General features: G+C 41.8%; 16 protein-coding genes and 1 riboswitch. Of the genes, 11 read left to right on the top strand and 5 right to left on the bottom strand.

Translation table 11 applies throughout. The features are described from left to right. The first annotated feature begins 229 nt into the window (after window positions 1–229). A riboswitch (glycine riboswitch) is annotated at window positions 230–309 on the top strand. 163 nt (window positions 310–472) lie between these two features. From AMD01_RS09205 to AMD01_RS09190, 4 genes are all read left to right on the top strand, one after another. After that, window positions 473–1,834, top strand: a complete 1,362-nt coding sequence (locus tag AMD01_RS09205) for an amino acid permease (protein WP_053401113.1) — start codon at window positions 473–475, stop codon at window positions 1,832–1,834. Window positions 1,835–2,131: 297 nt separating this feature from the next. Continuing rightward, a complete protein-coding gene (locus tag AMD01_RS09200) occupies window positions 2,132–2,332 on the top strand; it encodes a cold-shock protein (RefSeq protein ID WP_053401112.1) in 201 nt (66 codons plus the stop codon). 224 nt (window positions 2,333–2,556) lie between these two features. Next, a complete protein-coding gene (locus AMD01_RS09195; RefSeq protein WP_083446493.1) occupies window positions 2,557–4,755 on the top strand; it encodes an arylsulfatase in 2,199 nt (732 codons plus the stop codon). Between the two features lie 14 nt (window positions 4,756–4,769). Beyond that, window positions 4,770–5,918, top strand: a complete 1,149-nt coding sequence (locus AMD01_RS09190; protein ID WP_053401111.1) for an anaerobic sulfatase maturase — start codon at window positions 4,770–4,772, stop codon at window positions 5,916–5,918. A gap of 17 nt (window positions 5,919–5,935) precedes the next feature. Here AMD01_RS09190 and AMD01_RS09185 read toward each other — a convergent pair whose 3' ends face one another. Next, complete coding sequence (locus tag AMD01_RS09185; protein ID WP_053401110.1) at window positions 5,936–6,709, bottom strand: sodium:solute symporter family transporter; 774 nt, start codon at window positions 6,707–6,709, stop codon at window positions 5,936–5,938. Here AMD01_RS09185 and AMD01_RS23495 point away from each other — a divergent pair. After that, window positions 6,690–7,040, top strand: coding sequence for a LysR family transcriptional regulator substrate-binding protein (locus tag AMD01_RS23495; RefSeq protein WP_245638922.1), 351 nt, complete (start codon window positions 6,690–6,692; stop codon window positions 7,038–7,040). The two genes, AMD01_RS09185 and AMD01_RS23495, sit on opposite strands and share 20 nt — an antisense overlap. A gap of 20 nt (window positions 7,041–7,060) precedes the next feature. Here the strand turns inward: AMD01_RS23495 and AMD01_RS09175 are convergent, their stop codons facing one another. Together AMD01_RS09175 and AMD01_RS09170 are read right to left on the bottom strand one after the other, a co-directional pair. After that, window positions 7,061–7,810: a gamma-glutamyl-gamma-aminobutyrate hydrolase family protein gene (locus AMD01_RS09175; protein WP_053401108.1), complete on the bottom strand. Its 750-nt coding sequence runs from the start codon at window positions 7,808–7,810 to the stop codon at window positions 7,061–7,063. A 217-nt stretch (window positions 7,811–8,027) separates the two neighbouring features. Next, the gene (locus tag AMD01_RS09170; protein WP_053401107.1) at window positions 8,028–8,249 is read right to left on the bottom strand and encodes an alpha/beta-type small acid-soluble spore protein; all 222 of its coding nucleotides are present in this window, start codon (window positions 8,247–8,249) and stop codon (window positions 8,028–8,030) included. 170 nt (window positions 8,250–8,419) lie between these two features. On the opposite strand from AMD01_RS09170, the gene AMD01_RS09165 reads away from it, so the two are divergent. Together AMD01_RS09165 and AMD01_RS09160 are read left to right on the top strand one after the other, a co-directional pair. Further along, window positions 8,420–8,854 carry an NUDIX domain-containing protein gene (locus AMD01_RS09165; RefSeq protein ID WP_053401106.1) on the top strand — a complete coding sequence of 145 codons (435 nt, stop codon included), beginning with the start codon at window positions 8,420–8,422 and terminating at the stop codon, window positions 8,852–8,854. After that, window positions 8,851–9,093 (top strand): alpha/beta hydrolase family protein, encoded by a 243-nt coding sequence (locus tag AMD01_RS09160; RefSeq protein ID WP_053401105.1) that lies wholly within the window; start codon window positions 8,851–8,853, stop codon window positions 9,091–9,093. The genes AMD01_RS09165 and AMD01_RS09160 overlap by 4 nt, the downstream gene beginning before the upstream one ends. On the opposite strand, the gene AMD01_RS09155 is transcribed toward AMD01_RS09160, so the two are convergent. Then, complete coding sequence (locus AMD01_RS09155) at window positions 9,031–9,663, bottom strand: LysE family translocator (RefSeq protein ID WP_053401104.1); 633 nt, start codon at window positions 9,661–9,663, stop codon at window positions 9,031–9,033. The two genes, AMD01_RS09160 and AMD01_RS09155, sit on opposite strands and share 63 nt — an antisense overlap. 88 nt (window positions 9,664–9,751) lie before the next feature. Between AMD01_RS09155 and AMD01_RS24015 the strand changes: the two genes are divergently transcribed. Both AMD01_RS24015 and AMD01_RS09150 read left to right on the top strand, forming a co-directional pair. Further along, entirely contained in the window at window positions 9,752–9,907 is a 156-nt protein-coding gene (locus AMD01_RS24015) for a hypothetical protein (protein WP_157052679.1), read from the top strand. Between the two features lie 121 nt (window positions 9,908–10,028). After that, window positions 10,029–10,589: a GNAT family N-acetyltransferase gene (locus AMD01_RS09150; protein ID WP_053401103.1), complete on the top strand. Its 561-nt coding sequence runs from the start codon at window positions 10,029–10,031 to the stop codon at window positions 10,587–10,589. A gap of 96 nt (window positions 10,590–10,685) precedes the next feature. On the opposite strand, the gene AMD01_RS09145 is transcribed toward AMD01_RS09150, so the two are convergent. Further along, window positions 10,686–10,895, bottom strand: coding sequence for a hypothetical protein (locus AMD01_RS09145; RefSeq protein WP_053401102.1), 210 nt, complete (start codon window positions 10,893–10,895; stop codon window positions 10,686–10,688). A gap of 238 nt (window positions 10,896–11,133) precedes the next feature. Between AMD01_RS09145 and AMD01_RS09140 the strand changes: the two genes are divergently transcribed. Together AMD01_RS09140 and AMD01_RS09135 are read left to right on the top strand one after the other, a co-directional pair. Further along, window positions 11,134–11,760: a class I SAM-dependent methyltransferase gene (locus AMD01_RS09140; protein WP_053401101.1), complete on the top strand. Its 627-nt coding sequence runs from the start codon at window positions 11,134–11,136 to the stop codon at window positions 11,758–11,760. Window positions 11,761–11,815: 55 nt separating this feature from the next. Beyond that, window positions 11,816–12,319, top strand: a complete 504-nt coding sequence (locus AMD01_RS09135; protein WP_342666974.1) for an AAA family ATPase — start codon at window positions 11,816–11,818, stop codon at window positions 12,317–12,319.

Raw genomic sequence — 12,319 nt, 5'->3', positions numbered from 1 at the left:
GCGAGCTAAGTACAATAAATGCAACAAACCCGAGCAGGTGCTTTCCTATTTTTTTTAGCGTGTCGATGTTTCATCCCTTCTTTCTAGGAAATTAGATAATGGCAAAAGCATGCTTATTGACAAAATTATCTGTTACTATTAGAATAACAAACTATCCGAACATCAAAAAACGTTTTACAAAAAAATGTATAGTTAGAAGGCTATGATTGCTATGGATCATCCTATAGCAGGAGCAGCTTCTGGAGAGACCGCATTGTTTTGCGGCGCCGAAGGGTTCATTATCTCAGGCAAAAGGACAGAAAGGTATCGAATATTTATTTGTTGTACTTATAAAAGCAGCACGACAAACTTTATTTGTTATTCTTAATGCCCGCGAGATTGGACCATTCCAATCTCGCTTTTTTTATTCATCTCCATTTTTTGCTCATCATTTCACATTCGGAAATTTAAGCAGTAGTAGGAGGAAATAATTTTGGCACAACAAGAATTAAAGAGGGAGCTATCCAATCGCCACGTTCAGCTTATAGCCATCGGTGGTACCATTGGAACCGGCTTGTTTTTAGGGTCAGGTAAGGCGATTCAAACGGCAGGTCCCTCGATCATCTTTGCGTATTTAATCGTTGGCATCGCGCTTTTTTTCGTTATGCGAGCGCTTGGAGAGCTTCTGTTATCAAAAACCGGCTATCAGTCTTTAACTGATATTGCCGAAGAATACCTAGGCCCATGGGCTTCGTTCGTTACGGGATGGACGTACTGGTTTTGCTGGATTATGACGGCTATGGCAGACGTGATCGCCATTGGAGTGTACGTAAAATATTGGTTTAATGTCCCGCAGTGGATTCCAGCTCTCATCGCATTAGTCGTGTTATTAGGATTAAATCTCCTAACGGTAAAGCTGTTTGGAGAGCTTGAATTTTGGTTTGCACTCATTAAAATCATTACGATTCTTGCCCTGATCGTGCTTGGGGTTGTTCTGCTTGTCATGGGCTTTAAAACGAGCTCAGGTCAGGTAACGCTTCAAAATCTTTGGTCACACGGTGGGCTCATGCCAAACGGAATGTCAGGCTTTTTACTTTCCTTTCAAATGGTCGTATTCGCTTACGTAGGGGTCGAACTAGTAGGCGTGTCCGCATCTGAAACGTCTAGTCCCGAAAAAAACATTCCGTCTGCGATTAATAAAATTCCGCTTCGAATTTTGTTTTTCTACATCGGCTCACTCGTTGTATTACTATTCATTAATCCGTGGACAGGTCTTGATGCGAGTCAAAGTCCGTTTGTTAAAACGTTCCGCCTCGTGGGTATTCCGCTTGCTGCAGGGATCATTAACTTTGTCGTGCTAACGTCAGCGGCTTCAGCCTGCAATAGCGGTTTGTTCTCGACAAGTCGCATTCTGTACAACTTAGGGAAAAATAATCAAGGCCCGAAATCGTTTAGCAAATTAAACAAAAACCACGTACCAAGCAATGCGCTGCTCGTATCGACGATTGTTTTATCAATAGGAGCGTTATTAAGTAAACTGATTCCTGATCAAGCCTTTAGTATTGTCACGACTATTAGTGCCATTTGTTTCATTTGGGTGTGGGGCGTGATCCTTGTCTGTCACATTCGCTATAAAAAAATGCGTCCGAAGCTTCATCAACAATCAACGTTTAAAGCTCCGTTTACACCGTTTATTAACTACGCGGTGCTTACCTTTTTTGTCGGTGTTCTTGTGATCATGCTATTCTCAAATGAAACGCGTCTGGCTCTTTTACTTACGCCAGTATGGTTTATCATCCTGCTCGTCATTTATTGGAGTAGAGGAAAAAAAACAACTCACTTAAAAAGAAGGTAGGAGGGACAGGCTCATCTACGACTGGTGGGTCTATCTTTTTGTGAGAAGGTCGTTCATTATTTAAATAAGTAGAAGAAATCGATATAAATGTTTGATGAGACAAGTAAAATAAATAGAGAAAAAAACAAAAATATTTATTTGGTTGCTATTAATTCTACTCTATGTTACACTACAGTTAACTTATTTTTGTTCGGTATATTGAGAAAAGAAAAAACTAGCTAGTTTTTTCTTGAAATAGTATGTTTGGGCAAGATTGGTAATACATTTGTGGATCATACCACAGCAGGAGGAAATATTATGACACAAGGTACAGTAAAATGGTTTAACGCAGACAAAGGTTTCGGTTTCATCGAAGTTGAAGGCGGAGACGATGTATTCGTACATTTCAGCGCTATCCAAGGTGAAGGTTTCAAATCATTAGAAGAAGGTCAAAAAGTTACTTTTGACATCGAGCAAGGTCAACGCGGAGCACAAGCTGCTAACGTTAACAAAGCATAATAAAACAAAAAAGACTCCTTTATAGGAGTCTTTTTTTTGTTTTGTGATGGAAATTCAGTATAAAGATCGTTGATTAGCTGAGATATTCATGATTCGGTAGGTTAATTAATAGAATGAAGAGGCTTTCCTTTGTAAAAGGGGGAAGCCTCTTCATAATTCGATTCAATTCCTAATATATTTCTTATAATGAACGACTGTGAATATAAGGAAAGCTGGTGTGCATCATGACTCATTCACGTGAGAAAAAACAGATGAATGTCATTTACATCGTACTTGATGACGTAGGGTATTCAGCGCTAGGGTGCTACGGATCAGAAATTAAAACACCACACATCGATTCGCTTGCATCTAATGGGCTTCGCTACAATAACTTCACCGTAACACCTCTTTGTTCACCGACTCGTGCTTGTTTGCTAACTGGCCGCAACTGTCATTCAGTTGGAGTTGGCGTCATTACGGAAATCGATTGGGGACCAGAATACCCAAATAAACGGGGGAAAATCTCCGATTCTGCCGCTACGCTTGCACAAATCTTACAAATGAATGGTTATGCCACGTATATGGCCGGGAAATGGCATCTCGTCCCAGGTCATGAGTCTGCTTCGAGTGGTCCATTTGATAACTGGCCGCTTGCGAAGGGCTTTGACCGTTATTATGGCTTTTTACTCGGTATGACTGATCAATACTCACCAGACTTAGTATATGATAATCACCGCGTTGAAAAGCCAAAAGAAGAAAACTACCACTTATCAGAGGATCTTGTCGATCATTCCATTCATTTTTTAACCGATCACTTGTCCGTTACCCCGAATCGCCCATTTTTCCTTTATTTAGCTTTCGGCGCTCAGCATGAGCCACATCAAGTACCAAAGCCATACATTGACTGTTATGACGGAATCTATGATAAAGGATGGGATGAACTACGTAAGGAGCGGTTCGCGCGTCAGCAAAAGCTTGGGATCGTACCACCAACCACGGAGCTTGTCGATCGTAACCCTGGTATTAAAGCGTGGGATACGCTGACCGACGATGAAAAGAAGCTGTTTGTGAAGTTTCAGCAGACGTACGCTGGATTTCTTACTCATACGGATGAGCAAATTGGACGCTTGTTGACTTTTTTGAACGATCACAACCAACTTGAGAATACGATGATTGTGCTCATTTCAGATAATGGAGGAAGTCAAGAAGGGAATTGGAACGGCTCCATCAATGATACGGCGTACTTTAACGGAATAGAAGAGAGCGTTGCGGAAATGCTGCCACATATCGATGAAATTGGTGGACCTTACAGTAGCGCGAACTATCCAAAAGGGTGGGCACAGGTAGCGAACACGCCGTTTAAATTTTATAAGCAGGATACGTTCTACGGTGGGACACACGTGCCCCTTATTATTCAGTGTCCTCCGGCTATTTCTGACCCAGGAACAGTCCGCTCACAGTTTTACCATGCGATTGACATTACACCAACTGTTTTGGATCTTCTAAGCATTCAAGCACCTCCGATGGTGGCCGGCGTGCTACAGATGCCATTTCACGGTGTCAGCATGCGGAATACGTTCACGAAACCAACCGTTCCATCTAATCGACACGTGCAGTATTTTGAAATGCTCGGACATCGTGCCATTTGGCAGGAGGGATGGGTGGCCGTCACGTATCACACCGACGGGACACCGTTTGACCAAGATCAGTGGGAGCTTTATCATGTGGAGCATGATTTTTCGCAAAAATACAATGTCGCAAAAGAATACCCTGAAAAACTGCAGGAGCTGATTGCGCTTTGGTGGGAGCAGGCGAAGAAATATGACGTACTTCCGCTTGATGATCACCCGTATCGAAAAGGATATGAAGGGCTTCAAGAAGGGCGAACAATGTTTACTTTTTACCCAGGAATGGCTCATTTGCCAACGGCTGCCGCACCGAAAATTACGCTAGCCTCATACTCGATTACGATTCCGATTTTCCGTTCAACAAGCGCAGATCAAGGGGTTCTTCTCGCACACGGTAACTTCTCAAGCGGCTACACGATCTATATAAAGGATAACTACGTGTTTTATGAATACGATTACGTTGGAACCGTCTATCAGTTAAAATCCAGCAAACCTGTTCCTGTCGGTGCGTCTGTTGTTTCGTTTGAGTTTCGCCGCGAGCTTCTCATGAAGGGACGGGGCAAGCTATATGTGAATGACGATGTGGTCGGCACAATTTTTATGCCGCGAACGCTGCCGTTTACAATTTCCGTAGAAGGAATGGACGTTGGGCAAGACCGACTCACTCCTGTCAGCAAACATTACCCGACTCATCACTTTCCGTTTACCGGCAAAATTGAAAAAGCCGTGATCAAAATTTTGGAAGCGCCGTTTTCCAAGACACCACCAGCGCGAAGTATTCGCATTCAAGTTAATGAGACCGTGTTTTATGTCTAAAAGGAGGGACGTTTATCCATACTTTTCATCTGCTTGCTAAACCGACAGGGCCTATTTGTAATCTGAACTGTGAGTATTGCTATTACACGAAAAAAGAAAGCGATTATCCGAGGGGACACGTCTTTAAAATGACGGATTCTGTACTAGAGTCCTATATTCAGCAGTACATTTCTTCACAGCCTACAGGAGAGGTGACATTTGCCTGGCAGGGAGGAGAGCCGACGTTAATCGGTCTGCCTTTTTTTCAGCGAGCAGTCGCTCTCCAGAAAAAATATGCAAACGGAAAAAGAATCGTTAACACCTTGCAAACGAACGGCACGCTTCTAAACGAGGCGTGGTGTGAATTTTTTTCAGCGCATCAGTTTCTCGTAGGCCTGAGCCTTGACGGACCTGAGCACATTCACGACCAATACCGGCTTGACCACGGGGGACAACCCACGTTCAGGAAAGTTATGAACGCCCTCCAGTTACTGAAACAACATGAGGTAGATGTTAATATTTTAACGTGCGTAACGAGGACATCTGCTTATCAGGGGAAGGAAATCTATCATTTTCTACAAGAACAAGAGATTGAGTTTGTTCAGTTTATTCCAGTGGTGGATCGTGTAGGAGGAGAGTCTGTAACGGATTGGTCGGTGGAGCCTCACATGTACGGAGAGTTTTTAATCAACGTGTTTAACGAATGGATCAAACATGATGTTGGCAAACGGTTTGTCATGAACGTTGAATGGGCACTTGCTTCCTGGATGGGGATGGCCTCACCTATTTGCATTTTTTCCGAAACATGTGGAAATGCCGTTGTGATGGAACATAACGGAAACCTTTATTCGTGTGATCACTTCGTTGAAAAAGAGCACTGTTTAGGTAACATTCAGCATGGATTAGCAGAAGCGGTATCGTCAACAAAGCAAAAACAATTTGGAAACCACAAGGCAGCGCTTCCGACAGCCTGCCAAAAATGCGAGGTTCGCTTTGCCTGTCACGGAGAGTGCCCAAAGAACCGATTTGTTCAAAGCGAAGGAGATGAACCCTACCTCAACTATCTTTGTCCGTCGTATAAGGCCTATTTTACGTATATTGATCCTTATATGAGAGATATGAGAGACTTGATTAAAAGTGGAAAACCCGTTCATCACATAAACAAAACCCGCACCTCTCCTTAACGAGATGCGGGTTTTGTTTATTTTTTATAGCTGTATGTTTCACGCGTGCTTCTCGTTTGAAAGATCTTTGTTTTACGAGCAGGTGTCAGAACCGTTACGCCGACTAAAACGACAAGGCCGGTGACTAGACCATAGATAATCGGCCACGTAGACGAAATGCCATAAATACCAAACGTCGCAAAAATAATGATGGTACTACTAATAATCGCGTAAAAGGCTGCTTCACTCGTCACGCGCTTCCAGTACAACCCAACGACAAGCGGTACGAAAATGGCGCCTGATAAAATCGCATACGCCATATCAAGCGCAACGAGAATGTTTTGAATCCATAATGAAAAGATAACGGAGAGTATCCCAAGTACAATTGTTACGATACGAGACGTCTTAATGACGGAGCGACCATCCATATCCTTTTTAATATACACCTTAATAATGTCGTTTGTAATCAGCGTTGCAGAAGCAAAGATCGCTCCTGATGCATTCGACATGAGCGCTGAACACACGCTCGCAAGCACAAGACCAAGAAGACCAGGTGGTAAAATCGTAAGTGCGAGACTTGTAAAAGCAGACTGTGAGTTATCAAGATTCGGTAGTAAAATGAGTGCACACATGCCAACTAGACTAAGAGCCACTGCATAAAATACGCTATATAAACCAGCAGAAACCGCGCTCTGCTTCATAACCTTTTGACTTTTAGCGGTGAACACACGCTGCCAAATGTTTTTAGTCGCTTCGTCACGCATTGCAAAAAATAAAAGCTTTGCTGATATCGTGAGCTCGTATCCGTTCATCTCGTATAACGATGATTGCAGCTTTAGCGCGATTAGCCACCATTACTTTCAAACACGTAACATAGAACCACAGTCTACTATTACCGACGGTGGAAGCGATGATATGATTAAACAAGCGGTACTAAACAACGTTGGCTATGCTATTTTAGGAGCGGATATTTTAAAAAATGAACTGAGAGAAGAAGCCATTACGATTCTTGAGAAAGTGAATGAACCCATTGTGACGTCCGCTATTCACTTAAAGGTACGGGCAGACGAAACTAATATTCGAACGTTTACAGCCTTTCTACAAAAAGAGTGGCTAACTGCCCAAGAGAAGCTTTTTGTTTAAGAAAAAACGAGCCAGCGCGATTAGCTAAGCGCTTGACTCGTTTTTTTTGCCTGTTCAACGTGGTTCATAAAGAGTTTAAATAAATGAAGCATCGATTCATGCTCCTTTGCCATCATTTCTGGATGCCACTGTACGCCCACTACAAAGGATTCTCCCTGTTTTTCAATGGCCTCAATGACACCGTCCTTTGCCCATGCTGAAGCCACAAATCCAGGAGCTACGTCTTTGATCGCCTGATGATGAAACGAGTTAATCAGCGTTTCAGAACCAAAGAGAGTATGTAAATGGCTTTCTTCTAAAATTGTAATAGAGTGAGAGGGGTCACTTGTGTTTTTGTATTGATCATGTTTCACAAATGAGCCTTCCATATCTGATAAATCTTGATACAGTGTGCCACCATAAGCCACATTCAGAATTTGTAAGCCGCGGCAAATGGCCAATACAGGCTTGCCTTGTTGGATGACGTGCTTTAGCAAAAGCTCCTCAGATCGATCTCTTGCCAAGAATGGTGATCCTGTTTTAGTCGTTGGTTCTTCGCCATATAAGAGAGGATTAACATCTTGGCCTCCTGATAAGATTAGACCATCAATCTGATCGGCCTGTGCTTTAATCATGTTTTCGTTCTCTAACACCGGCAAAATAACGGGTACACCTCCGCTTAATGCCGCTGATTCAATGTAATCATTGTTTACGTACGCCCGCTTATAGCCAGGAAAGCGGCCTCCCTCGTCAACAATAATACTTCCTGATATCCCTATTAAAACGCTCATCGTATTCAATCTCCCTTTCTGCTTGCTGTTTGATTCCTGTGTAGGAGAGGTTTAAAACAAACCATTCTTCTAATTATAGTCGGATTTGGGTATTTGACAAGGGAAGGGCGTATAAAAAAGAAGCTGAGCGAAACCAGAACGGTTCGACTCAGCTTCTTTTTTTGAGTATGTATGCCTAGGTAATTCTGCTACCAGAATACCTAGCACGAGTTAAAAATTAATGAAATGTACCGCCGCCAAGCTGTTGCTCAGCCATTCTGATAAGGCGTTTTGTGATTTCTCCACCAACTGAACCGTTAGCGCGAGAAGTTGTATCTGGACCTAATTGAACGCCAAACTCTTGAGCGATCTCCCACTTCATTTGTTCGATTGCTGCTGCGTGTGCTCCGCCTGGAACGACTAAGTCGTTACCGTTTGAGCGATTGCGTTGTAATGCCATAGGTATTCACCTCCTCAGTTGTTACATCTAGTATTTGAAGCGAATTCAGCTTTTATTCAATTAATGGAAAAAAATATATTTTTTTTCTTTTTCTGCTACTTTTTCCTTAACTTAAAAATAATTTTCCATTAAAATGGAAAAAGAGCATTTCATGATAAGGGGGAAGGAACATGTTTTTTGTAAACGTACAAGCTGCCATTTATGAAAATCACAAGTGGCTCCTGATTAAACGAAGTGAGCAAGAGGAACATGCCGCAGGGCAGCTAGCATTAGTAGGGGGGACGGTAGACCAAGAATTACGTGCAGAAAAAACGCTTGAAGCAACGCTAAAGCGTGAGGTTGATGAGGAAATCGGAATTGAAATTGATAACCTTCGCTATGTAAACAGTAGCTCGTTCACGACTGACAGCGGTGAAGCCGTCATTAATGTTGTTTTTCTTTGTGAACGCCGATCTGGTATTCCTTATATGAAGAGTGTTGATGAAGTAGATGCAATTCTGTGGCAAAGTACAGAGGAGATTTTACGAAACCCTAACATTCCGCTTTATTTGAAGAAAGATATTACCGAAGCTCGGAAATTAATCAAAGAGGAGAAGGTAATTTGACCGCGCACTACGTGCAAAAAGTGGGGAAAGGGGAGCACCCCCTTATTTTCCTACCTAGTACCGGGTGGTCAGCAACCATTGGAACACCGATTGCAGAAAAATTACACGAGCGATTTACGACCCATCTTATCGATCTTCCTGGCATTGGGAAAAGCGACGGTTTGGATGGAGTGAAGCTACAGGTAGATAATGAGCCGCTGAACGAATTGACCAAAAAAATAAAGAGAGAATCCAATTAAAAGAATGCCTGCAGAAACGGAGATCCACTTCATGTAAGAAGGTTTGAGTACCTTCCTCGTTCCAGCAACAATCGTCATTAGTCCGAGATCATGAATGAGAATCCCTGATAGAATCCCAATTGCCGCAAGCAAAAAATGCATCGAGTCTGCTTTTTGAAAAGAAGTGGTCAGCACGGTTCCAAACACGCTGAGCCAAAAAAATAAATTTCCGGGTGAGATGGCGACAAGAAAGCCGCTGATATAAGAGGAAAGGAGCGACTTTTTGACCGGTTTCCCGTCGGAATTCACATCATGCGCTGCTTCCTTCATGCTGCTAAAACCTATGTAAAGAAGGAAAATGGCCCCTACAAGCCACATCACGAGCTGAACAGCAGGAGTAGATAATACAGACGCCAGGCCGGAATATAAAAGGATAATAAACAGCAAATCAACGGTCATACCACCAAGACCCACCACCCAGCCATGCACGAATCCATTTTTCAATCCCTGTTTCGTCATTTCAATTGTGACGGTTCCAACCGGGAGCGCAATGGATAAGCCGAGTAGCATATTTGCTAGCAAAATGGTCATCAAAAGAGAAAAACCTCCTTCATTAGAGCGTTACCTTAAACTATTTTGGTGCAAAGATATATATTCCTTTTAGTGGAGGAGAACGATTATGTGGGAGAAAGGCGAAGTACATACTGAACGAGGCACGTTTGAATATTTTAAGAAGGGCGAAGGGATGCCACTGTGTGTCACGCATTTATACAGTGAATATGATGAGCGAGGTCATTATTTAGCTAATCTTCTGTCAGAACAGTTTGCAGCTTAGCTTAAGAAGGCGTCTTATTATTTCCCTATAAAGAAGTTAGATCGTAATATGGTATAATAATAAAAATATTCTGTTATTTAAAAATAGAATCTTAAATTAGTGATGAAATAGGAGTGTTTTAATGAGTAACAAAAATCTTTTAATGGTTAAGCACAGTCAGATGGAAAGTGAGCGTATCACATTACGTCCGGTTTTACTTAGTGATGCTGATGATATGTATGAGTATACATCTGATGAACAAACTACACGTTATATTTATGACCCCCATACAGATTTAAACCAAACGAAGAAAATGATAGCAAACTATTATATGAAACAGCCAATCGGTATGTATGCAATCGTGTTAAAAGAGAGCAACAAAATGATCGGAACAATTGAGTTTAGAATACACGAAGGGAATAATAGTGGAGAGCTAGGCTTTACATTGAATAGTCATTTTTGGGGTAAGGGATACATGACGGAAGCAGGGAAAGTAATACTCGAACTAGCCTTTCATACACTAGGTTTAGACCGAGTGTATGCGGGACATGATGCAAGGAATGTGGCTTCTGGAAAAGTATTGAGCCGTTTAGGTATGACATATGAAGGCACTCTTCGTAGAGACCAAATGGTAAAAGGTGTTCTAACAGATAGCCGACATTACTCCATATTAAAAGAAGAATATTTAAATTCCACGAAATAAAAAGGGTAGAACATATTAGTCATATAAAATATGTTCTATCCTTTGGTTTATTAATTTTTTTCAATTTAGGTCTTGATAAAGACTTCTCCTCTCCTTTTATTTCCTGCGCATTTTTACGATGCCCACAACAGGCGCCACAAGGGTTGTAAAGAAAAAGAACACCGTCAAAAGAAAACTACTTATGGCAAGGGAAGACGTTTCATCCATCGTCATTGATTTCTCAGCAAGGCTTCCACTTACTTGCCACGCAGCGAAACTTATGACAAATAAAGCAAGTGAAGCAATCACGTACCAATATTTTTTCATCGTTTATCCACCTCATTTAGTAAAATACGAATTGATCCTTATAAATCCCTCCTTTATTGATTGAATTTTTAGAACAAACATAAGGAAAAATATGTTATTATAAAACTATTAATCGAAAGGTGGCGGTGCACATGACATACATAACAAGTATTTCACATTTAATAGAGGGATTCACTAACTAGGGAACAGCTTCATAATGATGAATGCTGCTCGTCCTAGTCAAAACAAGGAGGCATTCATGCTAAGTAAACAAGGGTTCGACTTATGGGCAAATGAATATAATCAAACGGTACAGGAGACGGAAGAACAAAATCAGTATCCGTTTGCAGGATATAAAACGATTTTATCCACTATTTTTAATGAAGTGATGCAGCGACCACACGCAAAAGTGCTAGACATTGGTTTTGGCACAGGGGTCTTAACGAAGCGATTGTATGAAGAAGGTCATGAAATACACGGACTTGATTTCTCACCTAACATGATTCAAATCGCAAAAGAAGAAATGCCTAATGCACACCTAATTGAATGGGATATTAATCAAGGAGTACCAATCAAACAGTTATCGGAGCAATACGAGGCGATCATTAGCACCTATACACTTCACCATTTAACAGATGAGGCAAAAGTAGCGTTCATTCACCAGCTGCTTCCACTATTATCAGATGGTGGACGAGTCTTTATCGGTGACATTTCCTTTCCGACACAGCGTGAATTAGATGAATGTCGGGAAGTAAGCCGTAGCTACTGGGATGATGATGAATTTTATTTTGTAGCAGAAGATTTCAAAGGGGCTCTGAAGGATATTTGCACGTGTGAATTCTATCCGATTTCACATTGCGGTGGTGTTTTCATTTTATCCAAATAAACAGCCAAGAACCTCCCACTTAAGGAGGTTCTTATTTCTATGAGGTGACAAGCATGTGATAAACAAAATTCATATTATCGGCTCCGTCGGCAGTGGAAAAACAACGCTCGCAAGGCGGTTATCCAAAGAGCTTAACATTCCGTTTTATGAGCTTGATAACGTTGTATGGGAGCGAGGAGAACGAGAGGACAGAAGGCGTAGTCCTGAAGAAAGGGATGAGCTTCTATTAACAATCATTCGTTCTGAGCAGTGGATTATTGAAGGCGTTCACCTTGATTGGGTAGGGGACAGCTTTCAGCAAGCGGACCTCATCATTTTAGTCGATCCACCGTACCGCACGAGGCAGAGGCAAATTATTAAACGGTTCTTCAAGCAAAGAATGAAATTAGAGGCATCTCACTACAAACCAACCTTCTCTATTTTTCGTAAAATGATCGAATGGAACAAGATCTACGAAACGAAAAACCGACAGGAGATTCTAGAAGCGCTTGCTCCGTACAAAGATAAGCTGCTTCATATATTCAATAGCAACGACGTAATGCTAAGAAAGGAGGAGTAG

Source organism: Priestia koreensis, assembly GCF_001274935.1.
GTDB lineage: Bacteria > Bacillota > Bacilli > Bacillales > Bacillaceae_H > Bacillus_AG > Bacillus_AG koreensis.
This window is presented reverse-complemented; position numbering and strand designations above follow the sequence as displayed.

Bases quoted from the DNA above. Each gene is read 5' to 3' on its own strand.
- AMD01_RS09200 (WP_053401112.1), top strand. From the start codon at position 2,132: ATGACACAAGGTACAGTAAAATGGTTTAACGCAGACAAAGGTTTCGGT.
- AMD01_RS09195 (WP_083446493.1), top strand. From the start codon at position 2,557: ATGACTCATTCACGTGAGAAAAAACAGATGAATGTCATTTACATCGTA.
- AMD01_RS09185 (WP_053401110.1), bottom strand. From the start codon at position 6,709: ATGAACGGATACGAGCTCACGATATCAGCAAAGCTTTTATTTTTTGCA.
- AMD01_RS09175 (WP_053401108.1), bottom strand. From the start codon at position 7,810: ATGAGCGTTTTAATAGGGATATCAGGAAGTATTATTGTTGACGAGGGA.
- AMD01_RS09170 (WP_053401107.1), bottom strand. From the start codon at position 8,249: ATGGCATTACAACGCAATCGCTCAAACGGTAACGACTTAGTCGTTCCA.
- AMD01_RS09165 (WP_053401106.1), top strand. From the start codon at position 8,420: ATGTTTTTTGTAAACGTACAAGCTGCCATTTATGAAAATCACAAGTGG.
- AMD01_RS09155 (WP_053401104.1), bottom strand. From the start codon at position 9,663: ATGACCATTTTGCTAGCAAATATGCTACTCGGCTTATCCATTGCGCTC.
- AMD01_RS24015 (WP_157052679.1), top strand. From the start codon at position 9,752: ATGTGGGAGAAAGGCGAAGTACATACTGAACGAGGCACGTTTGAATAT.
- AMD01_RS09150 (WP_053401103.1), top strand. From the start codon at position 10,029: ATGAGTAACAAAAATCTTTTAATGGTTAAGCACAGTCAGATGGAAAGT.
- AMD01_RS09145 (WP_053401102.1), bottom strand. From the start codon at position 10,895: ATGAAAAAATATTGGTACGTGATTGCTTCACTTGCTTTATTTGTCATA.
- AMD01_RS09140 (WP_053401101.1), top strand. From the start codon at position 11,134: ATGCTAAGTAAACAAGGGTTCGACTTATGGGCAAATGAATATAATCAA.